This window comes from Thiocapsa sp. C2-2m, assembly GCF_041903745.1.
Classification (GTDB): Bacteria; Pseudomonadota; Gammaproteobacteria; order Chromatiales; family Chromatiaceae; genus Thiocapsa; species Thiocapsa roseilacustris.
In genome coordinates this window covers 116,780-138,557 of record NZ_JBBWVD010000009.1, presented here as the reverse complement: position 1 = coordinate 138,557, position 21,778 = coordinate 116,780, and the positions used below count along the sequence as shown (strand labels likewise).

Genomic DNA, 21,778 nt, shown 5'->3' with positions numbered 1-21,778 from the left:
TCGTTGTCGTAATCGGATTTCCAGAAGACATCGAACACGACAACGACAACGACAACGACAACGACAACGACAACGACAACGACAACGAGCAGAACCTTCGACCACCCTTCTTGGTTCCGGCTCTGCCGGGCTAGGATGTCAAAAACCGCTGTTTTACTGCGCTGGATCTATATAACGGTACGAACGTCCAGGTTATTTTTCGCCCCCGCGCGTCCTGACAAGACAACAACGAACAATTCGGGATCCTGAGGGGGACTCATGACGGGGCATTCTTCCGTAGGCTGGGTCGACATCGTCGTCATTCTGGCCTACCTCTTCGCGACCGGCTATCTCGGCTGGCTCGGCTATCGGGGCACCCGCTCGGCCGCGGACTTCCTGGTCGGCGGGCGTTCGGCTCACCCGATCATCATGGCGGTCTCCTACGGGGCCACCTTCATCTCGACCGCGGCCATTGTCGGCTTCGGCGGGGTCGCGGGACTCTTCGGCATGAGTCTGCTTTGGCTCACCGTGCTCAACATCGGGTTCGGGATCCTGATCGCCTTTATCTTCCTGGGCGAGCCCACGCGGCGACTCGGGCATCATCTCGGCGCCCACACCTTTCCGGAGCTGCTCGGTCGACGTTACCAGAGCCGCGGCATCCAGATCTTCGCCGGTGCGCTGATCTTTCTCTTCATGCCGCTCTATGCGGCCGCCGTCATGACCGGTGGGAGCATCTTCGCGGCCACCCAGTTCGGGATCGACTTCGAGGTCGCGCTTCTGATCTTCGCGCTTATCACCGCCGCCTACGTGATCCCGGGCGGCATCAAGGCAGTGATGTATACGGACACCATGCAGGGATTCGTGATGGTCTTCGCCATGATCTTCCTGTTGATCTTTACCTATATGAGCTTGGGTGGCGTGACCGAGGCTCACCGCACCCTGACGGACATGGCGGATCTGGTCCCCGCGCCGCTCGCGCAGATGGGTCATCAGGGCTGGACCGCGATGCCAACCTTCGGCTGGGGCGCGACCACCTACGACCTCTGGTGGACCGTCATCACCGCGCTGGTGCTCGGCGTAGGGATCGGCGTGCTCGCCCAGCCGCAGCTCGTGGTGCGCTTCATGACGGTACGCAGCCGTCGCGAGCTCGACCGGGCGGTGCCGATCGGCGCCGTCTTCATCCTGCTGATGGTCGGAACGCCCTTCGTCGTGGGCAGCCTCTCGAACGCCTGGTTCGCACAGCACGGCCCGCTTCTTCAGGGCAAGGTCGTCGAGGTGATCGACGCCGAGAAGGACCGCGCGCTGGTCGAGCTGATGCAGAAGGGCGAATCCGGGACCTGGACCTCGATCCTCAACCCCAAGACGCAGGCACCGGCTCGGGCGCCCATGATCATCAGCGAGCGCACATCGGCACAAGACGGAGTGGGTGCGACCTTCGAGCTGGTCGCCGGGCGCTCCATCGCCGCGACCTACACCAAGGGCGACGCCGACAAGATCATCCCGGCCTTCATCATTGCGGCGATGCCGCACTGGTTCGGCGTGATCTTCTTTCTCGCACTGCTCGCCGCGGCCATGAGCACTATGTCGAGCCAGTTCCACACCATCGGCACGGCCGCCGGACGCGACCTCTATGAACGCATCTCGGACAAGGGACATCAACGCGAGCCGAGCATCCTGGTGATGCGACTGGCCATCATGATCGGATTGATCATTGCCGTGACTATTAGCTACACGGTGCGACAGGAATACGTCATCGCCCGCTTCACGGCCATCTTCTTCGGACTCTGCGCGGCGAGCTTCCTGCCCGCCTACATCGGCGGACTCGTCTCCAAGCGCGTGACCCGAGCCGGCGCGCTCGCCTCAATGATCGTCGGCATGAGCATCTCGCTCTTCTGGCTAGCCTTCATCAAGGCGCGCGAGGCCAGCGCCATCGGGCTGGTGCAGTGGGTCACGGACGGCAAGACCAGCCTGCTCGCGGATTACCCCAATTGGCCGTCGGTGGACCCGATCATCATCGCGCTGCCGGCCTCCCTGCTGACCTTGATCCTGGTCAGTGCGGTGACGCGACCGCCGGATCAGGCGCATTTGCGACGGTGTTTCCCTCATTAAACCGCGTCTCGGTGGGATATGAATGGATTTCGGGTGGCTGCCACTTTTTCACCATCAATGAATCTTGGCTCGGACGCGGTTTAAGTTTTTTAATTTTTTTGAATTGCGTCGGCTAGGATTTCTTTAGTGCCCCCCGATGGAACCCACTTGCACCGGGACTCAGCCGTAGCCTCGGACGCAATTCAATTCAGGAGCACATGTGATGCTGGGTATCGATGATCCCTATGTCCTCATGGCCTATCTCGGCGCCATCTCGATGGCCGTGATCGGCATCATCTACGGGCTCGCCCGCCGCAACGCCGCGCGCGACGAGGTCACCCCGGAGGATCGCCTTTGGGCGCTGGACGAGAAGAAGGTGGACGATGATTTCTAGACAGGCATCGACATGGCTGGCGGCACTGACCGCAGCGCTGTTCTCGGCAGGTGCATCGGCCGGCACTCAAGAGGCCGATGCGGTCTCGAGCTTCAAGCCAGGGGCGGATCTGCGTCTGCGCCAGGTCTTCATCGGCAACGTCGGCCTGAACGACCAAAGCCCGATCGCCGACCGGACCTTTCAGCGGTATCGCGGGCGCATCTGGGGGATCTACGCGCCGACCGACCATATCGTCGGCACGGCGCGACTCATGTGGGAAGGCCGTCACTACGATAAGCCCAAGGAGAACCAGTGGCCGGTACCGGGTTTCGAGACCTGGTACAGCGGCGGACTCTTCTTCGATCTGCTCGAGGTCGCCTTCAACGGCATCGGCGGCTCGCCGCTCTCGGTGAGGCTCGGCCGCCAGGAGATCATCCTCGGCAACGGCTGGCTGGTGCTCGACGGCACGCCGCTCGACGGCTCGCGGACCATCTATTTCGATGCCGCCCGCGCGACCTATAACCTGGAGTCCATCGGAACCACGCTCGACCTCATCTACATCAATCAGGACGCCGACACCGGGCGCTTCCCGAGTCCGCTGAACGGCGAGATCGAGGATCAGATCGAACAAGACGAGACGGGCGCCATTCTCTACGCCCGCAACAAGAGCCTGGTCAAGGCCACGGACATCGACGGCTATCTACTGTACAAGAGCAGCACGCCGGACAACACGCCGGGCAACATTCGGGTCAACAACGGCGCACCTTTCCCCTCGCCGCCGGACTCGGGTGTGGCCTATACCGCGGGCGTGCGTGCGGAATCGAAGCTCTTCCCCCAATGGGCATTGCGTGCGGAGGCGGCCTACCAGTGGGGTACCCGCAACAATGCGGATCTGGATGCCTTCGGGTTCAACGGACGTGCCACCTACAGCCTGAATGATCCGCTCGCCAATCGGTTTCATCTCGGCTACGAGTTTCTCTCCGGCAACGATCCCGACAGCGACGGCACCCAAGCCTTCGACCCGCTCTGGGGCCGCTGGCCACAGTGGAGCGAGTTGATGATCTACCAATGGCCGCTGGAGAGCCGCGTCGGCGAGGCGACGAACCTGAGTCGTCTGAATCTCGGCTGGGGCATCCAGGCCCACCCGACCACCTTGGTCACGGTCGATTATCATGCACTCTGGGCCGACGAGATGACCACACGCACCCCGGCGCAGTTGATCAACCTCAGCGGAGAAAGCCGCTTCCGCGGACATCTCGCCGCCGTCTGGATCAAGACCAAGCTCAGCAAGCACGTCGCCGGACACCTGGTCGCCGAATACCTCTGGCCCGGTGACTATTACGCCGAGAACCGGCGCGACGAATCCTACTTCGTCCGTGCTGAGCTGAATCTCACCTGGTAAGGGTGGGCAGTACAGGCAATCGCCGCCGAGCGGCGCCCCCTGGGATAGTCGACTTGCAGTCGACCCGTTCCGCCGGCCGAAAGACCAGCGGGTCGACTGCAAGTCGACTATCCCAGGGAAATCCGTACTTGTGTGTCGAGAGGATCCAATCAGCGCTGCGTCCGTTGAGGTCGACTCAGTCCGCGTTGCCGAACACATAGGCCAGATCGATCTCGACGGCATCGAACGGTGGCACCCGAACGCGTCCGGGTACCGTACCGAGCGGGTATTCAGCGGAGAGCTCCATCGGGCGCTGAACGATGTCGCCATCGATCAGCTCGACGCGCTCCTCTCCCGGCCAGGCCAGGAGATCGTCGATCGTGTGGAGTCGTCTGGCTTCCACCGAGTCCCCCTCCTTGTCGACCGCACTTGACGAAACGCGACGCGGTCGAGCCTCGATCGAGTCTAGCCGGGAACGAGGCGCCCGGAAAGCCGGCCCCGCATCCCGTGCGGGCTCGGCTCTGGCTCAGTGCCCGCCGCCCTTCAGCGCGCTGTTCATCCCCTCGATGGTGTCCTTGGCGTCGCCGAAGACCAGCGAGGTGTTCTCCTGGTAAAAGAGCAGATTGTCGACGCCCGAGTAACCCGGACGCATGGAGCGCTTGAGGAAGTAGACCTGACGGGCGCGACCGGCCTCCAAGATGGGCATGCCGTAGATGGGACTGGTCTTGTCCTCCTTGGCAGCGGGATTGACGACGTCGTTCGCACCGACGACCAGCACCACGTCGGTGCTCGGGAAGTCGGGGTTGATCTCGTCCATCTCGAGCACGCGGTCGTAGGGGATGTCGGCCTCGGCGAGCAGCACGTTCATGTGTCCGGGCATACGGCCGGCGACCGGATGGATCCCGAACTTGACCTCCACGCCGCGGGCTTCGAGCAGCTCCATCAGCTCCTTCAAGGCATGCTGGGCTTGAGCCACGGCCATGCCGTAGCCGGGGATGATGATGACGCGGTTGGCATCCTCCATCCAGTAGACGGCATCCTCGACCGCGGCCGATTTCACGCCCTTCTCGGCGGCGACCGCGCCCGCGCTGTCCGCACCGCTGCTGTCCGAGCCGAAACCGCCGAAGACCACGTTCAGGATCGAGCGGTTCATCGCCTTGCACATGATGTAGGAGAGGATCGCGCCGGAGCAGCCGACCAAGGCACCGACGATGATCAGCAGGTTGTTGTGCAGCGTGAAGCCGGTCGCCGCCGCAGCCCAGCCCGAATAGCTGTTCAGCATCGAGATGATGACCGGCATATCTGCACCGCCGATCGGGATGATCAGGGTCACGCCGAGGGTGAATGCGAGCAGGGTCATGAGGGTCAGCGAGATCAAGCTGCCGGTCATGGCGAAATGCACGGCCAGGGCGAGGGTTGCGATCCCCAGCAACGCATTGAGCAGATGCTGGCCCTTGAACTTGACGGGGCTGCCGCTCAGAAGACCTTGCAGCTTGCCGAAGGCGATCACCGAGCCGGTAAAGGTGATGGCACCGATGACCACGCCGGCGGAGATCTCGCCCATCAGCAGCGCGTTCAACTCGCCTGCACTGCGCTTGGTGAGGAAGGTCCCGATGGCGACCATGACCGCCGCCATACCGACGAAGCTGTGCAGGGCCGCGACCAACTGCGGCATGGCCGTCATCTGGATGCGCAGGGCCACGATGACGCCGATGATGGCGCCAAGCGCCATCCCGACGATGATGAATCCGTAGGATTGAACCTGATTGCCCATCAGGGTCGCGACGACGGCGATCAGCATGCCGAGCATGCCGTAGAGGTTGCCGCGCCGGGCCGATGCCGGATGGGTCAAGCCCTTAAGGGCCAGGATAAAGAGTACGGCGGAGACCAGATAGGCCACCGCCTGGAGATTCACTGAAAGCGTCATGACGGCCTGTCCTTACTTTTTCTTCTTGAACATCGAGAGCATCCGGTGTGTCACCAGGAAGCCGCCGAAGACATTGATGGACGCCAGGAGCACGGCGATGAAGCCGATGATCTGGGTAAAAAGCCCCGCCTCGGGATCGCCGGCGACGAGCAGGGCGCCGACCAGGACGATACCCGAGATGGCGTTGGTGAGCGCCACCAGCGGGGTGTGGAGCGAGGGCGTGACGCCCCAGACCACCCAGTAGCCGATGAAACAGGCCAGGACGAAGACATAGAGGGCAACGAGTGAAGGATCGAGTGCCTCGGGCATAGGGGTAACTCCGGTTGGACGGTGATCATTGGCGCGTCGCCGATGATCAGTGGTCTGTCATCGCAGAAAAGGCGCTTGAGCCGCAAAGGTGTCTTTGCGGCTCGATGTCTCGAACCGACCTCAGGTTGCGGGTTTCACGAGCATGGCCGCCGTGATGTCGTCCTCGGCGAGGTCCTTGAGGACCGGTCCTGACGTGCTCGGGGTGACCATGATCTCGATCAGATTAGCGAGGTTGCGGGCGTAGAAGGCGCTCGCATCCGCCGGGACTAAGGCGGGAAAGTTGGTCAGACCGACGATGGTCACGCCGTGGCGCTCGACGATCTCGCCTGCGACCGTCAGGGGGCAGTTGCCGCCGTTGGCCGCGGCCAGATCCACGATCACGGAGCCCGGACGCATGCGCTTCACAACCTCTTCCGTGACCAGGACGGGGGCCGGGCGGCAGGGAATCAGGGCGGTGGTGATAATGATGTGGGCCTTGGCGAGCTGGTCGCTCAAGGCGGCTTGCTGCTTGGCCTTCGCCTCCTCGGAGAGTTCCTTGGCGTAACCGCCCTCGCCCGAGCCGCTTTCACCCAGATCCAGCTCGATCGGCTTGGCGCCCAGGGAGCGGATCTGTTCTTGGGTCTCGGGGCGCACGTCGTAGGCGTAGACATCGGCGCCGAGTCGACGCGCAGTGGCGATCGCCTGCAGACCCGCGACACCCACACCCAAGACGACCAGACGGGCCGGCTTCGCGGAACCCGCGGAGGTCATCATCATCGGCAGGAAACGGCCGTAGCGGGCCGCCGCCTCGAGGGTCGCGCGATAGCCGGCGATGTTGCTCTGCGAGGACAGGGCATCCATGGATTGGGCGCGCGAGGTGCGCGGCATCCGCTCCATCCCGAGGACGCGGACGCCTTTGGCGAGCATGGCCGAGAGGATCTCGTCTTCACCGCAGCTCTCCAAGAGACCGATATAGAGTCCGCCCGGACGCAGCGCCTCGACGTCCGCCGCATCGGGCCGACGGACCTTGAGCAGGAGATCGACGTCGAAGGCGCCCGCACGGTCGGTCAACTGCGCACCCGCCACTGCATAATCTGCGTCGGGGTAGCCGGCACGCACACCGGCGCCCGCCTCGACCATCACCTCGAAACCCTTACCGGTCAATTTCTTGACCACTTCCGGGATCGAGGCCACGCGGGTCTCGCCGAGGGCGGTCTCCAAGGGAATTCCGATCTTCATCGCTCTATCGTCCTATCCGCAGGTCGGCCGCCCACAAGCGGCAAAAAACGGCGCATTATGGGTTGGAGAACCGGTCGCCGCAACCACCCGCACACCCTCAGCGCTCCCCGCTCCCGCGCAGCGCCTTGATGATGTGCGAGGAGATCTCCTCGATCGATTGGCTGGTGGTGTTGAGCACCGGGATCTGGAGTCGCTTGTAGATCTGAGTCGCCATCCGGATGTCCTCCTGACAACGTTCCAAAGACGCGTAACCACTGCCGGGGCGACGCTCTTCGCGGATCAGCTGCAGGCGCTGCGGATCGATGGTCAGCGCGAAGAGCTTGTGGCGACAATCCCAAACCAACTGAGGGACATCCCCTCGCTCGAAGTCCTCCTCGGTGACCGGATAGTTCGCCGAGCGCAGACCGTAATGCATGGCGAGATAGAGACAGGTCGGCGTCTTGCCTGAACGCGAGACACCGATCAAGACCACGTCCGCACGATGAAAATTATCCGGCCGGACCCCGTCGTCGTTGGCCATGGCGAAATTGATCGCCTCGATCCGCTTGGTGTAATAGCTTGGCTTAGTGATGGCGTGACTGCGTCCGGGTTTGCGGCTCGGCGGAACGCCCAGCTCAACGGAGAGCGGCTCGACGAAGCCCTCGAAAAGCTCGACGTAGTAGCAGTTGCCGCTTTGCAGGATCTCGCGGATCTCGTTGTTGAGCATGGTTGCAAAGACGACCGGGCGAACCCCGTCGCGGTCCGCAGCCTCCTGCATCCGCTGCGTCAACGCCTTGGCGCGCAGGTCGGTGTTGATGTAGGGCATGTAGACCTGCTCGAAGTCGATGGTATCGAACTGCGACAACAGGCTGTGGCCGAGCGTCTCGGCGGTGATGCCGGTGCTCTCCGAGACAAAGAAGACGGTACGGTTCATAGGCTCCGAGGGAATGATGCAAGTCAATGCAGTCTATATTGGAATTTGGTGATATAGAGAAACGCTGATCACGACAGCGTGTGGGCGCGACCGAGATACCGGCTACGCCGCACGTCCCGAGAACGGTTTCGGTCCGCATCGCGACCGATCTTCGCCGAGCCGGCACGCCACCCGGCCGGCCCACCGATAGGCCGAGGAGCTTCCCCATGCCCAAGATCAACAACGACCGCGCGCTGCGTGACGCCCTCAACGGACTCGACGCGCAGCAGCAACGCATTCTCGGCTCTCGCTTCGCCCAGCACGTCATGCAGCTGAGCAAGGACGAGCGGGTCAACCGCTCCATCGAAACCGGGATGCGCGACGAGGTCGCCCCCGGCGAGCTGGAAGACGCCTTCAAGGCGGCCAAGGCCTACGCAACCAAGACCTACACCGACTGCGGCAAGGACACCGACTGGCTGGCCCAAGCCGACCACTTCGTCGCCGCCGCCGCGGCAGCAGCCCTGACGCCGGATGCACTCCTGAGCGAAAAACAAAACCGCGCTTGGAAGGCCGCCATGCAGGCCCGCATGGCCGTCAACTGCACCCTCATCGAGGAAGACGACGCGCCCGAGACGTCCGAGGCCGAACATCAATACGCGCTGGCCGAGGCTTTCTTGGGCTAAGGCGATTTCTGCAAACCTCCATACCCGTAGGTTGTGCTGACGATAGGAAGCACAACTTGCCTCTACGGTTGGTTGTGCCTCGCACAGCTCGGCACAACCTACGCCCGTGGCATGAAGGTTTCCGGAATTCGCCTAAGACCGCATGGCGGTCGGTTTGCCCGCTCGGGCATCCCGGCCCGCCGGGTCAGACCTCGACCCGGCCGCCGTCCTGCGCCGCGAGGATCGCGTCATAGATCTCCCAGGCTGCGACCGCCTCCTCCTCGCTCATCCGACTGATCGCATGGCCCAGGTGCACGACCACATAGTCGCCGACGCCGATCGTCTCGTCCTGCAGCATGAAAAGATTAACCTCACGCTCCGCGCCTTTAGCCGTGCAACAGGCCAGGAAGCCGTCGACGGACTGGATCTGCATCGGGATACCGAGACACATGGACAAGCCCCCAAGGGAAGTCGATCATTGTTCGGCAGGCTAAGCCGCGCCGCGCGCACCTGCAAGGACGCAGATCAAACGATCGTCCGATCACTCATCATCAGCCCGAGAAGGTCCACCGCCGTGCAACCAACCACACTCATCCTCGGCCTCGGCAATGTCCTCATGACCGACGAGGCAGTGGGCGCCGAAGTGGTTCGCCGACTCGAGCAGGAAAGCGATCCGGACGCATCCCTCGTGTTCATAGACGGCGGAACCTTGAGCTTCACGCTCGCCCTGCCGATCGGGGACTGTCCTCGGCTGATCGTCGTCGATGCCGCAACGATGGGCGAACCGCCCGGCAGCGTCCGGGTCTTCGAGGGCGAGGCGATGGATCGCCAGCTCAGCATCAATGCCAAGACCGTTCACGAGGTCAGCCTCTCCGACCTGATGGACATCGCACGCCTCACCGACACCCTCCCGCTCCAACGCGCATTGGTCGGCATCGAGCCCGCATTCGTCGGCTGGGGCGACCGTCTCACGCCCGCGGTCGAGGCGGCGATCCCCGACGCCATCGCGCGGATCCGCTCGCTCCTTGATTGTTGGAACGCCTAACGGACGCGGCACGGCGAGAAGTGCACCGTCCAGGCGCTCGCTGACACACCACGGCGCACGTCCTCCGATTGCGCAGGCAACCATCGACCGACTCCCCGCTGCAACCAAGCGACATCCCGTCGCTCCGTCCTCGCCAGGCAGCCGCCAGATCGATGCAGTCGAGACGGATTCGGCCTGAGATCGCTTTCGCCATCCTTGCTTTGTGTACGATTTAGTTCTATCGTTCGAGAGCACGCTACGTTTACATTTGTAGCGTGCCATCATCAAACCACAAACTAAGGAATAGCCGACATGCGACCCACGACGATTCGCTCCCTCTCGGTCTGCGCACTTTGCGCAGTCACAATCACCTTCGCGATCAGCGGCCCGGTCTTCGCCGCATCCGCATGTAAGGGCCTGGAAGAGGCGGTATGCGGGACTACGGAGGCGTGCCGCTGGCAGGCCGGTTATACACGAAAGGATGGTATCGAGGTCTCCAGCCACTGTCGCAGCACGGGAAAAGCGAAAGCGGCGGCGCCGCAGGAATCGGCCCCGGATGCGGCAGCCTCAAACGATGCCGACAAGCCGTCCTGACCGATCGCCCGGGCAGCTCCGGCCGCGTCGCTGAATCGCAACGGTTGGGTGGACACGCGTAGCCAAGTGCAGTCCACCCGACCGGCCGGTCGGAGTAGTGAGCGGGGTTCGTAGCGGCGTTGGGGCGGATGTTTGAGCTCCCCTGTTGCCGGACGCTGAAACTTGCGGGCCGCGGCCTCGATCAGGCGCAGTCCGTCAAGTGCTTCCGAAAACCGGGGCATCGCCGCGAGGCAACCCATCCGCTCAGAATCCATCTGCGAAGCACGATGGCCCAGCGTTGCGCTGGGCCATTTCGAATGCCTATCTCTTCAAGTGCTCGGCAAAGGTCGAGGCGAAACGATGAAGAAATCGCGCTTGATCAAGAGGCAAGGTTGGCTGCCACGAACTCCCAGTTGATCTTGTCCCAGATCGCCTCGAGATACTTCGGACGGGCATTGCGATAGTCGACGTAGTAGGCGTGCTCCCAGACGTCGACCGTCATGAGCGCGGTCTTGCCCTCGGTCATCGGAGTGCCTGCGTTGGAGGTGTTGTGAATGTCGATGGAGCCGTCGACGTTCTTGACCAGCCAGGTCCAGCCCGAGCCGAAGTTGGTGGCCGCAGCTTGAGAGAACTGCTTCTTAAATTCGTCGAACGAGCCGAATTTTGCGTTGATCGCGTCGGCAAGTGCCCCGGTCGGTGCACCGCCGCCGTTCGGACTGAGACAGTTCCAATAGAAGGTGTGATTCCACACCTGGGCTGCGTTGTTGAACAATCCGCCCGAGGATTTCATGATGATGTCTTCGAGGCTCATGGTCTCGAACTCGGTGCCGGGGATCAGGTTGTTGAGGTTGTTGACGTAGGTCTGGTGATGCTTGCCGTAGTGGTAGTCGATCGTTTCGGCGGATATCACAGGCTCAAGTGCATTCTTTTCGTAGGGTAACGCCGGAAGTTCATGGGCCATGGTCAAGCCTCCTCGAAGGTTAAAATCGACAGTGGTCTAGGGTCACCCGAGATGTTGGACCGCGATCGGGTATCTCAACCCGCGAATGCGGTGCCCGAGCGAGGGATGCGAAACTTTCGCAAAACGACGCGGTCGCCAGCGGCCCGCTGCGTACGAAAGCCCGGAGGCTCCGACAGCATGAATGCCATCGACTTGGGGCTTTTCGCCAGCCGGCTCGAGTCGGTCTGCGAGGAGATGGGCGTGGTTCTGCGTCAAGCGGCCTTCTCGACCAACATCCGCGATCGGCTCGACTTCTCGTGCGCGATTTTCGATCGCGACGGAAACCTCTGCTCCCAGGCCGCCCACATCCCGGTCCACCTCGGGAGCATGGCCTACGCGATGGCGGACATCGTCGGCGCGCTCGACTGGGCCGAAGGCGACATGGTGGTCCTCAACGATCCCTTCCTCGGCGGGACCCATCTGCCGGACGTGACGCTGGTGGCGCCGCTCTTCGCGAAGGGCCGGCTGGTCGCCTTCATCGCCAATCGCGCACATCATGCCGACATCGGCGCGAGCGTACCGGGGTCGATGCCGGTCTCGCACACACTCGACGAGGAGGGGCTGATCATCCCGCCCGTGCGGCTTGTCAGAGAAGGCGAAATCGACCGGTCGCTGCTGACACACATTCTCGATGCGACCCGCAACCCGGAGGATGCGCGCGGCGATTTTTTTGCACAGATCGGCGCGAATCGCGCCGGTTTGACCCGACTGCGGGGCCTGATCGACGGCCTCGGCGTCTCGGCCTATGTGTCGGCGATCCGCGCACTCGACGACTACGCCGAGCGCCTCGCACGCTCGGCCCTAGGCACGATCCCGCCGGGACGCTACGACTTCGAAGACGTAATGGACGACGACGGCCAAGGGACCGAGGCGATCCCGATCCGGGCCACCCTCGACGTGACGCCCGAGACGATCCAAATCGATTTCACAGGCACCGCACCGCAGGTCGCCGGCAACATCAATTGCCCGCTCTCGGTCGCCGCGGCCGCCGTCTTCTACGTCTTCCGCTGTCTGATGCCGCCTCAGACGCCCGCGTGTGCCGGAACCTTCCGCTCGATCGGCCTGACCGCCCCGCTCGGCTGCTTGCTCAATGCGCAGCGCCCGGCAGCGGTGGCGGCGGGCAATGTCGAGACCAGCAGCCGTGTCGTGGATGTGGTGCTGGGTGCGCTGGCCCGAGCGATCCCGGATCGGATCCCGGCAGCCAGCCAAGGCAGCATGAACAACCTGGCCGTGGGCAGCGCCGAGATCGGCGCGGCCTGGGATTACTACGAGACCATCGGCGGCGGCATGGGCGCAGGGGCGACCGGCGGCGGTTGGTCGGGCGTCCAGACCCACATGACCAATACGCTCAACACGCCGATCGAGGTGCTGGAGACGCGCTTTCCCCTGCGCGTGTCTCGATATGCCTTGCGGTCCGGGTCGGGCGGGCAAGGGGCGCGCGCGGGCGGCGAGGGCTTGATCCGCGAGTTGACCTTCCTCGCACCGGCGGTGATGACGCTGCTCACCGAGCGGCGTCGGGTCGCGCCTTGGGGCATCGCCGGCGGCGGCCCTGCCCGGCCGGGTCGTAATCGACTCAACGGTGAAGAGCTGCCGCCGAAGGTCTGCCTTCGCGTCGAGGGCGGAGATCGCCTGACCGTAGAGACGCCAGGCGGCGGGGGCTGGGGCACGCAACCGACGGGGGATGGATGAGCCTCCTGCCTCCCGCCTCGTCTATTCACCACTCATCACTCACCGCTCATCACTATAATGTCCTTTGCGTCCTTCGCGCCTTTGCGGTTCAAATCCAGGATCACAAAACGGGATCGCCGACGAGCGATCTCGACCTCACGGGAGCAACCCGATGTGCGGTATCTGCGGTGAATTGAGGCTCGACGGCGCGCCGGCCGACCTGGAAACCATCCAGGCCATGATGGGCGAGCTGATGCGGCGCGGGCCGGACCACGGCGGGAGCTACAGCGACGGGGCGCTCGGGTTCGGGCATCGACGTCTTTCCATCATCGACCTGTCGGTGCGCTCCAATCAGCCGATGGTCGATGCCGAGCTCGGCCTCGCGCTGGTCTTCAACGGGACCATCTACAACTATCGGTCGCTGCGTGGTGAGCTGGAAGATCACGGCTACCGCTTTTTCTCCGAGGGCGACAGCGAGGTCATCCTCAAGGCCTGGCACGCTTGGGGAACCGACTGCTGCGCGCGCCTGCACGGCATGTTCGCCTTCGCCGTCTGGGATGCCAATCAGCAGGTGCTCTTTCTCGCACGCGACCGCTTCGGGATCAAACCGCTCTACTGGTCCGAGCAGGGCGGAACGCTGCGGTTCGCCTCCAGCACCCAGGCGCTGCTGGCGGGCGGCGGGGTGGATACGACCATCGACCCGGTCGCGCTGCATCATCTCTTCAGCCTACATGCCGTGGTCCCCGCGCCGCGCACCATCCTGCGCGGGGTGCGCAAGCTCACGCCCGGACACTGGCTGCGGTTCGACGCGCGTGGCGGCCGGACCGAAGGCGTCTATTGGCGTCTTAACGCGACGCGCCCGGCCGAGCCCCGAAGCGAGGCGGACTGGCTGGAGGCGATCCACGTCGCGCTGCGCCAAGCGGTCAAGATCCGCAGCGAGGTCGCCGATGTGCCGGTGGGCGTGTTGCTTTCGGGCGGGCTGGATTCAAGCCTTCTCGTTGCGCTGCTCGCCGAGGCCGGTGTGTCGGACCTGCGCACCTTCTCGGTCGGCTTCGAGGACACGCCCGAAGAGGCCGGGAGCGAGTTCCAGTACTCCGATCTCGTCGTGGAGCGCTACGGCACGCGGCACCATCGCTTCCTGGTCCCCAACGCGCAGGTCCTGCAGCGCCTTCCCGAGGCGATCGACGCCATGACCGAGCCCATGTTCGGTCAGGACGCCATAGCCTTTTTTCTCTTGGCCGAGCAGGTCTCGCGCGAGGTCAAGGTGGTGCAATCGGGTCAGGGCGCGGACGAGGTCTTCGGCGGCTATTTCTGGTATCCGCGCATCGCCGCCGAGCGCGAGGGCGCGCCGGTCGAACGCTTCGCCAAACACTACTTCGACCGCGATCACGACGAATATCTGCGGATGGTCACCGACAACTATGCAGGCGAGGACCACACCTCGGCGTTGGTCGCCAAGCGCCTGGCCGAGCCCGATGCAGACGAGCTGTTGGATGCTGTCCTGCGTCTGGACGCGACGACCCTGATCGTCGACGACCCGGTCAAACGGGTCGACAACATGACGATGGCATGGGGACTGGAGGCGCGCGTGCCCTTCCTGGATCACCACCTGGTCGAGCTGGCCGCGCGGTGCCCGCCCGAGCTCAAGCTGCGCGAGGGCGGAAAATATCCACTGAAGGCGATGGCCCGCGGACTCCTCCCGGATGCCGTCATCGACCGACCCAAAGGCTACTTCCCGATGCCGGCACTCAAGTACGTGCGCGGCCCCTTCCTCGAGCTGATGAGCGACGTCCTCGCATCGCGCGCGAGCCGCGAGCGCGGCCTCTATCGGCAGACCTATGTGGATCAGCTGCTCGCCGCACCGGACATGCACCACACCCGCATCCAGGGCAACAAACTGTGGCATCTCGCCCTGCTCGAGCTTTGGTTGCAGCGCAACGTCGACACACTCGGCTGAACGCTCGACACCCCCGGGAATGACAAGCACCCGACCGGGAGACATGACCACTCCCATTTAGGGGTAGCTTGAAAAGTGCCTCACCGTCCCGACCCTTGTCGGATCGGTCCTAACACGAGATAGAGGTCAACGATGGATGTCTTGGAGCGAATCGGCGAGCAGGTGAAGACCAACCCAGTGGTGATCTACATGAAGGGGACACCCCAGTTTCCTCAGTGCGGCTTCTCGATGCGAGCATCGGCCGCGCTGCAGGAGTGCGGCGTCCCCTTTGCCTATGTGAACGTCCTTCAGGATCCCGAGATCTTCGAGAATCTGCCGCGCTATGCCGACTGGCCGACCTTCCCGCAGATCTACATCGACGGCGAGCTGGTCGGCGGCTGCGACATCACGCTGGAGCTTCACGCGGGCGGCCAGCTCAAGACCATGATGGAAGAGGCGGCTGCCAAGCAGGCCTGAGCGGTCGGACGCGGGGATCGGCTCGATTCGCCCCCCGATCGTCTTCGCGCGGGTTCAGATCGGCTCCTTCTCTTCCCAAACCCTTACCGGGTCGAGCTCGCGCCAGCGATTCACGACGGTGCAAAACAGACGCGCGGTCTGCTCGGCGTCGTAGATCGCCGAGTGGGCCTCGCTGCTCTGCCAACCGAGACCTGCTTCTTTCGCCGAGCGCGCCAACACAGTCTGGCCGAACATCAGGCCGGCCAAGGTCACGGTATCGAAGACACTGAAGGCATGGAACGGGTTACGCTTGAAACCGGTCCGCTCGACCGCCGCCTTGACGAATCCAAGGTCGAAATGGGCGTTGTGCCCAACCAGGATCGCCCGATTGCAACCGGTCGATTTGACTGCCTTGCGGATCGGCGTGAGGATGCGCGTCAGGGCATCCCATTCGGAAATCGCGTCCCGGAAGGGGTGGTCGGGATCGATGCGGTTGAAGGCCAGTGCGCTCGGGTCGATCTCCGAGCCGACGAACGGCAGCACGTGGCAGGCGATCGGCGCAGCCGGCTCGAGGCGACCGTCGGGAAGCATTCGGATGATGACGGCGGCGATCTCCAGCAGGGCATGCCGCTGAGCATCGAAACCGGCCGTTTCGACATCGACCACCACCGGCAGAAAGCCGCGAAAGCGCGCGGCGATCCCCTCTCTCATTTTGGGTTCCTGATTCATGGCGACAGCATAAGTGGCGCGCGGATGAATGCCAAACACAGTGATCGTGACGGCACGCCGCCGGGGTCGAGTTTCACGGCAGATCTGGAAGTGGCAAGCGCCACCGAGGCTCCCGCAGCCGATCGTTCCGTCTGCCACACCCGGCACGGCGCACGATGATCGGCCGACTCCTTCTCGCCGCCTGGCTCGTAACCTGCGCTTGCGCTCGGGCGGAACCCTCGACAACACTCGACGCACCCGCCGGGTCCTCCGCGACACGCGGAATCCTCTACGAGATCCGCCCCCCGACAGGCACTCCGAGGAGCTTTCTCTTCGGCACGATCCACAGCGACGACGCTCGTGTCGCGGAGATGCCCATACCGGTGCGCGATGCTTTCATCGCGAGCCCGGGCGTCGCCCTCGAGGTGGTTCCGGATGCCTCCGCGATCATCCGCGCAATGGTCACCATGGCCTATACCGATGGCCGCCTGCTGCGCGACGTTCTCCCGGCAGATCTCTACCTGGAGACCTCCCGCGCGCTCACGGAGACCGGAATGCCCGAGGAGGCGTTCAAGGACCTCAAGCCCTGGTCCGTCGTGACCCTCCTGAGCAGCCCGCCCTCCGAGACAGGCGAGTTCCTGGATATGTTGCTCTTTGATCGGGCGGTCGCGGACGGCAAGCAGGTCGAGGGCCTGGAAACCATGACCGAGCAGCTCGCTGTCTTCGACGACCTCTCCGAGGACGATCAGATCACGCTGCTGCGCGAGACCCTGGCCACGCGCGAGCAACTGCCGCTCGTTTTCGAGGCACTGATCGCCGCCTATATCGAGCGCGATGTCGATAAGCTGCAGCACCTGAGCGAACAGCACCTCGCGGAAAGCGACCCCCGTCTTGCCGCGCACTTCCAAGAGGTCGTCATCGATTCACGCAACCGCCGCATGGTGGAACGCATGGTGCCTCTCCTCGCCGAGGGCGGCTGGTTCATCGCGATCGGCGCCCTGCATCTTCCCGGCGATCAGGGGATCCTTTCCCTGCTGCGTAAACGCGACTATATCGTGACGGCCATTTTCTGAGATGCGCCTCGGCACGGACCGAGCAAGGCACGCGCTGTGATAGCATTTGCACAACGTGTCGCGAGAGATCAGCTACGCATGAAGGACCGTGATTTGAACGCCTATCGACAACTGACTTGGCTGGGGATCTTGGTCGTCCTGTTGCTCGCTGCGGGCTGCACCTCCTCACCGAGCCGGATCTCGGAGCCCAGCGACCCGCTGGAGCCCTTCAATCGGGCCGTCTTCCGTTTCAATACGGATTTCGACAAGGCGTTTTTCCAGCCGGTAGCGAAAGGCTATCAGGCCATCACGCCGGACCCGGTCGAACGCGGCGTGACCAACTTTTTCGGCAATCTCGCCGACGTCACCTCGTTGGTCAACAACACACTGCAGTTCAAGATGTCGCGCGCCGGCAGCGATGTCGGACGGATCTTCATCAACTCGACGGTCGGCGTCCTGGGTTTCGTGGACGTCGCCACCAACGTAGGCTTGCCCAGCTACAAGGAGGATTTCGGTCAGACACTCGGCTACTGGGGGCTCGACTCGGGCGCCTTCATCATGTTGCCGCTCTTGGGACCGAGCAGCGTGCGCGACGCCTTCGGCGATGTCGGCGATCTATTCACAGACCCCTTGTTCAACCTCGATCCCCTCTTCGACATCGACAGGGACCACATCTACTGGGGTCTGATTGCGCTTCGGGCGATCGACCGCCGTGCCAACTATTTAGCGACCAGCCAGATCCTCGAGGACGCGGCCATCGATCCCTACATCCTGCTGCGCGACGCCTATCTGCAGCGCCGTCACTATCGGGTGCACGACGGCAATCCGCCGAAGATCGAAGGTGAAGAGGATTTTTGGGACGAGATCGAGTTCGACTAAACCGCGTCGGCAGCAATTGCTTTGGTTCGAGCGGGCCGTTGACCTATGACCGATCAACGAGGTCCGGAGCCGACGCGGTTTAGGGGGAGATTCGGGGTTTCCGGGAATAAGGCGATTTCCGGGAAAGGAACTACCGACGTGTCTGTGCGTCCGGCGTAGGGACTCCGGTTACCCGGAGCCCCCACCACAGACCCGGACGTGCAGTTTTCCCGCATCCGGTTCCTCGGTTGTACTCGCTTTCGCGCAAGCAAAAGGTTCAAACAAGCACCAGTTCGCGTTGCACAATCGGCGGCTCCGTGATGCGAGGACGGGCGGCGCCGAGCCGCTTCAGGGCTCGAAGAAACACCTCCCGGGTGAAGCTTGCCCGCTGTCCCCCGCGTCGATTCAGCCACTTGTACGCTGCGACGACGGCCGCATGGTAAAAACGCCACAGGCCCGACGCGTTGCCGCGCAGCCCGTAGTCGTTGTAATGTCCAATCAGCCGTCGGTTCAGCTCCTTAACGAACTCCTTGCCCGGCAGATGCCGGTGGCTCCTGATCCAGTCCGTGATGCTCCGCACGGCGCGTTGCAGTCGCTTGCGTGCCGTCCGACGCATGAGCCGTACCGACCCCTTGAAGGTGCGGTGCCAGTTCAACTCGAAGCCGAGGAAGACGATCCGCGTACTCGGGTCCGGCCGCAAGCGGCTGAACGCCAGGATCTGCGTCTTCTCCGGCGCCACCTCCAGGGCGAATTTCTCCAGCCGTTTCGGCAGCGCACTGTAGAACCGCTCGGCGTCTGCACGACTGGAGAACACACACACGAAATCATCCGCGTACCGGTACAACCGCACCTGACCCCGGCACCGGGGCTTGACCACGCGCTCGACCCACAGGTCCAAGGCATAGTGCAGGTAGATGTTCGCCAACACGGGGGAGATCCCGCCCTGCGGGGTTCCTTCGCCGGGCTCGTACACCGATCCGTCGGTGTCCAGTATGCCGGCTTTGAGCCATTTGCGGATCAGCCCGAGAAAGGCTCGATCATCGATCCGCTCGCCGAGCATCTTGACCACCCATTCATGGTCCATGTGGTCAAAGAAGCCCCGGATGTCGGCTTCGACCACGTGGTGGTCGGGACCGCGCTCCAGCTCGCGCGCCAGCTCGATCACCGCCTGCTTGGCGCTGCGGCCCGGCCGATAGCCGTGGCTGCAGTCCAGGAAGTCCTGTTCGTAGATCGCGCTCAATAACGTCGCGCAGGCCAACTGCACGAGCTTGCCTTCCAGTGCCGGGATGCCCAGCGGTCGCTGTTTTCCGTTCTCTTTGGGTATCAACACGCGCCGGTAGCGTTTCGCCTTCACGCGCTCGGCTAGATCGGTGATGTTCGCGTCCAGGTTGCGTGCGTAGGTCTCTGCCGTCAGTCCGTCGACGCCACTGGCCGCATCCTTGTTTAGGTCGTGCCAGCAGTGCATCAACAGCTCGACATTCACTTCTGCGTAGAGGTTGCGAAAACGATGGTGCTTGCTCTGCCTCGCTCGATTGGCTATTCCCCGCAGTGAGGTTGGCACGTGGTGACCCGGTCCTGCTCGTCCGGCACGTGTTTCCTGTGCGGGCTGCGTACTCCCGTCGGGTCCTTCGCCGTGTCATGGGCTTTCCCCATCGCTGACGACTATGCCCGATAAGACACCCCGTCGGCTTGCGGCGTTCTCCCGCCTACCTGTGCGCTCCATGGTCAACGCCTCCACCCGAGCGCACGCCGTCGCAGGGCTCTTCACCCGTTCGTGTCCCAGCTCAGTCGGTTTCATGCCTTCACCTCCTCACAGGAGCCTGCGGGGCTTCCCGAGTTCTCCGGCGCCTCTCTTCCTGCATGCCACGGCCTGCCGACTCCGACCGACATCCACACACTCGCCCTTCACGCGTGCTTCATATCGGCTTCCAGGTTTATTTCCCTGTCGCCATCCGCGGGTTTGCGATCTCGAAGCTGTACCAGCACTTCAGGGAGCGCGACCTCCCCTACGGCCTACAGGATTCTCTGTGTACGCTTGCCCTGTCTCTTGTTCGCGACTTACGCCGCTCCGCAACAGGACCAACACTCGATACGGGTGGGTGGCTAGCCCTTGCCCGACCGGGACTTCCACCCGGCAAGAGACGTCGAGCTTTGCTCGGCGCTGAATAAATTCGCACCTACACGCCGGCGCCGGTAGTTCCTACTCCCCCTTTGAAACTGATCTGTGCTAAGCGCCCATCCGTCTGCTGCGTGATCGGCTTTTAGAGGCAAGGAATGAGAAGAACCGACGGATCTTGTCGACATCGCAACGCATTCGGATCCTCAGGACCCGATTTTACTTTCCGATACAGAAGCTCGAGAAGATCCGCCCAAGCAGGTCTTCCGACGTGAAGCGGCCGGTGATCTCGCCGAAGGCATGCTGGGCCTGAAGCAGATCCTCGGCCACAAGCTCCGCGCCTGCTGCCTGCGCGAGTGCTTCTCGGGCCGATTGCAAATGACCGAGGCCACGGTACAGGGCGTCAAGGTGGCGCCGCCGCGCAACGAATGCGCCTTCGGTCAGTGCGCCGAGACCCGCTCGGGTCTTCAGGTGCGACCGGAGCAGGTCGAGACCCTCTCCGGTCTTGGCGGAGAGGGCTATCTCAGTACCCGTCTCCACCTCGCTCGATCCGGGCGACAGGCCGCAGACGTCGATCTTGTTGCGGACGCGGGTGACCGGGACGTGTTCCGGGAGGTTCTCGCGGGTCAGCGGATCCGGGCCCTCGGCGGCATCGTAGACCCAGAGTACCAGGTCGGCTTGGTCGATCTGCGCACGCGCTCGCCGCACGCCCTCGCGCTCCACGAGGTCCTCGCTGTGACGTAGTCCCGCAGTATCGACGATTCGAATGGGCAATCCGTCGACCTGGATATCGAGCTTCAGTAGATCGCGCGTGGTGCCTGGGATCGGGGTGACGATGGCTGCATCCTGACCTGACAAGGCATTGAGTAAACTCGACTTTCCGGCGTTAGGCGGACCCGCGATAACGACCGCGAGACCATCGCGGATCACCTGACCCAAGTGTGCGGCGTCCATGACTTCGGTTGTGAGGTCGATGAGGTTCTGTAGATCGTCGGAGATACCGAAATCGGCCGAGAGACCGAGCTCTTCATCGGGAAAGTCGAGCGTAGCCTCGATGTAGGCTCGCATGTGGATGAGGCGCTCGATGAGGTCGTCGATCCTCTGCGAGAAGACACCTTGCAGGCTGCGTCCGGCGAGCCGGGCCGAGAGCGCGGTCGAGCTCTCGATCAGATCCGCAATCGCCTCGGCCTGCGCGAGATCGATCTTTCCGTTGAGAAAGGCGCGTTCGGAGAACTCTCCGGGGCGGGCAGTGCGGGCGCCGAGCTCCAGGCAGCGCTGGACCAGGAGATCCAGAACGATCGGGCCGCCGTGGCCCTGAAGCTCGAGGACATCCTCGCCGGTGAAGGATGCCGGGGCGGGAAAATAGAGGGCGATGCCTTGGTCGATGAAGCCGCCGCCGGCGTCGCGGAAGGTCGCGAGGATCGCGGATCGCACAGCAGGGAGCCCGCCCAGCACGGCTGTCGCGATCTGTGAAACCCCGCTGCCGCTCACACGGACGATGCCCACCCCGCCGAATCCAGGCGGGGTGGCCACGGCTGCGATGGTGTCGGTCACCATC

General features: G+C 63.4%; 20 protein-coding genes. 10 read left to right on the top strand and 10 right to left on the bottom strand.

Annotated elements, in window-relative coordinates:
- The first annotated feature begins 258 nt into the window (after positions 1-258).
- The 3 genes from AADX97_RS08955 (at position 259) to AADX97_RS08945 (ending at position 3,842) form a co-directional block, all read left to right on the top strand.
- The gene (locus tag AADX97_RS08955) at positions 259-2,088 is read left to right on the top strand and encodes a sodium:solute symporter (protein ID WP_374233316.1); all 1,830 of its coding nucleotides are present in this window, start codon (positions 259-261) and stop codon (positions 2,086-2,088) included.
- A 202-nt stretch (positions 2,089-2,290) separates the two neighbouring features.
- Complete coding sequence (locus AADX97_RS08950) at positions 2,291-2,461, top strand: symporter small accessory protein (RefSeq protein WP_374233317.1); 171 nt, start codon at positions 2,291-2,293, stop codon at positions 2,459-2,461.
- Positions 2,451-3,842, top strand: coding sequence for an alginate export family protein (locus AADX97_RS08945; RefSeq protein ID WP_374233318.1), 1,392 nt, complete (start codon positions 2,451-2,453; stop codon positions 3,840-3,842). Before AADX97_RS08950 ends, AADX97_RS08945 begins: the two co-directional genes overlap by 11 nt.
- A gap of 175 nt (positions 3,843-4,017) precedes the next feature.
- Here the strand turns inward: AADX97_RS08945 and AADX97_RS08940 are convergent, their stop codons facing one another.
- The 5 genes from AADX97_RS08940 to AADX97_RS08920 all read right to left on the bottom strand — a co-directional run bounded on the left by AADX97_RS08940 (position 4,018) and on the right by AADX97_RS08920 (position 8,188).
- On the bottom strand, positions 4,018-4,224 hold the full coding sequence (locus AADX97_RS08940; protein ID WP_374233319.1) for a hypothetical protein: 207 nt from the start codon (positions 4,222-4,224) through the stop codon (positions 4,018-4,020).
- A gap of 123 nt (positions 4,225-4,347) precedes the next feature.
- A complete protein-coding gene (locus tag AADX97_RS08935) occupies positions 4,348-5,748 on the bottom strand; it encodes an NAD(P)(+) transhydrogenase (Re/Si-specific) subunit beta (RefSeq protein ID WP_374233320.1) in 1,401 nt (466 codons plus the stop codon).
- A 12-nt stretch (positions 5,749-5,760) separates the two neighbouring features.
- On the bottom strand, positions 5,761-6,057 hold the full coding sequence (locus tag AADX97_RS08930; protein ID WP_093032059.1) for a proton-translocating transhydrogenase family protein: 297 nt from the start codon (positions 6,055-6,057) through the stop codon (positions 5,761-5,763).
- A gap of 120 nt (positions 6,058-6,177) precedes the next feature.
- Positions 6,178-7,275, bottom strand: coding sequence for a Re/Si-specific NAD(P)(+) transhydrogenase subunit alpha (locus AADX97_RS08925; protein WP_374233321.1), 1,098 nt, complete (start codon positions 7,273-7,275; stop codon positions 6,178-6,180).
- A gap of 97 nt (positions 7,276-7,372) precedes the next feature.
- Positions 7,373-8,188: a pyruvate, water dikinase regulatory protein gene (locus tag AADX97_RS08920; protein ID WP_374233322.1), complete on the bottom strand. Its 816-nt coding sequence runs from the start codon at positions 8,186-8,188 to the stop codon at positions 7,373-7,375.
- 206 nt (positions 8,189-8,394) lie between these two features.
- Here AADX97_RS08920 and AADX97_RS08915 point away from each other — a divergent pair, with 206 nt between their 5' ends.
- Positions 8,395-8,850, top strand: a complete 456-nt coding sequence (locus AADX97_RS08915) for a hypothetical protein (protein WP_374233323.1) — start codon at positions 8,395-8,397, stop codon at positions 8,848-8,850.
- Between the two features lie 184 nt (positions 8,851-9,034).
- Here AADX97_RS08915 and AADX97_RS08910 read toward each other — a convergent pair whose 3' ends face one another.
- Positions 9,035-9,280: a HypC/HybG/HupF family hydrogenase formation chaperone gene (locus tag AADX97_RS08910; RefSeq protein ID WP_374233324.1), complete on the bottom strand. Its 246-nt coding sequence runs from the start codon at positions 9,278-9,280 to the stop codon at positions 9,035-9,037.
- Between the two features lie 123 nt (positions 9,281-9,403).
- Here AADX97_RS08910 and AADX97_RS08905 point away from each other — a divergent pair, with 123 nt between their 5' ends.
- A complete protein-coding gene (locus AADX97_RS08905) occupies positions 9,404-9,874 on the top strand; it encodes a HyaD/HybD family hydrogenase maturation endopeptidase (protein WP_374233325.1) in 471 nt (156 codons plus the stop codon).
- Between the two features lie 931 nt (positions 9,875-10,805).
- Here the strand turns inward: AADX97_RS08905 and AADX97_RS08900 are convergent.
- Entirely contained in the window at positions 10,806-11,387 is a 582-nt protein-coding gene (locus AADX97_RS08900) for a superoxide dismutase (RefSeq protein WP_374233326.1), read from the bottom strand.
- Between the two features lie 177 nt (positions 11,388-11,564).
- Between AADX97_RS08900 and AADX97_RS08895 the strand changes: the two genes are divergently transcribed.
- The 3 genes from AADX97_RS08895 to grxD all read left to right on the top strand — a co-directional run bounded on the left by AADX97_RS08895 (position 11,565) and on the right by grxD (position 15,507).
- Complete coding sequence (locus AADX97_RS08895; RefSeq protein WP_374233327.1) at positions 11,565-13,115, top strand: hydantoinase B/oxoprolinase family protein; 1,551 nt, start codon at positions 11,565-11,567, stop codon at positions 13,113-13,115.
- A 151-nt stretch (positions 13,116-13,266) separates the two neighbouring features.
- On the top strand, positions 13,267-15,051 hold the full coding sequence (locus tag AADX97_RS08890) for an N-acetylglutaminylglutamine amidotransferase (RefSeq protein ID WP_374233328.1): 1,785 nt from the start codon (positions 13,267-13,269) through the stop codon (positions 15,049-15,051).
- Positions 15,052-15,183: 132 nt separating this feature from the next.
- Entirely contained in the window at positions 15,184-15,507 is a 324-nt protein-coding gene (grxD, locus tag AADX97_RS08885) for a Grx4 family monothiol glutaredoxin (RefSeq protein ID WP_213460406.1), read from the top strand.
- Between the two features lie 54 nt (positions 15,508-15,561).
- On the opposite strand, the gene rnt is transcribed toward grxD, so the two are convergent.
- On the bottom strand, positions 15,562-16,197 hold the full coding sequence (gene rnt, locus AADX97_RS08880) for a ribonuclease T (RefSeq protein WP_374233329.1): 636 nt from the start codon (positions 16,195-16,197) through the stop codon (positions 15,562-15,564).
- Positions 16,198-16,370: 173 nt separating this feature from the next.
- Between rnt and AADX97_RS08875 the strand changes: the two genes are divergently transcribed.
- Together AADX97_RS08875 and AADX97_RS08870 are read left to right on the top strand one after the other, a co-directional pair.
- Positions 16,371-17,267 (top strand): TraB/GumN family protein, encoded by an 897-nt coding sequence (locus AADX97_RS08875; RefSeq protein WP_374233330.1) that lies wholly within the window; start codon positions 16,371-16,373, stop codon positions 17,265-17,267.
- A 78-nt stretch (positions 17,268-17,345) separates the two neighbouring features.
- Entirely contained in the window at positions 17,346-18,125 is a 780-nt protein-coding gene (locus AADX97_RS08870) for a VacJ family lipoprotein (protein WP_374233331.1), read from the top strand.
- Positions 18,126-18,381: 256 nt separating this feature from the next.
- Here the strand turns inward: AADX97_RS08870 and ltrA are convergent, their stop codons facing one another.
- Both ltrA and mnmE read right to left on the bottom strand, forming a co-directional pair.
- Positions 18,382-19,569, bottom strand: coding sequence for a group II intron reverse transcriptase/maturase (gene ltrA, locus AADX97_RS08865; protein ID WP_374233332.1), 1,188 nt, complete (start codon positions 19,567-19,569; stop codon positions 18,382-18,384).
- An 870-nt stretch (positions 19,570-20,439) separates the two neighbouring features.
- Positions 20,440-21,777, bottom strand: coding sequence for a tRNA uridine-5-carboxymethylaminomethyl(34) synthesis GTPase MnmE (gene mnmE, locus AADX97_RS08860; protein WP_374233333.1), 1,338 nt, complete (start codon positions 21,775-21,777; stop codon positions 20,440-20,442).
- Between the last annotated feature and the right edge of the window lies 1 nt (position 21,778).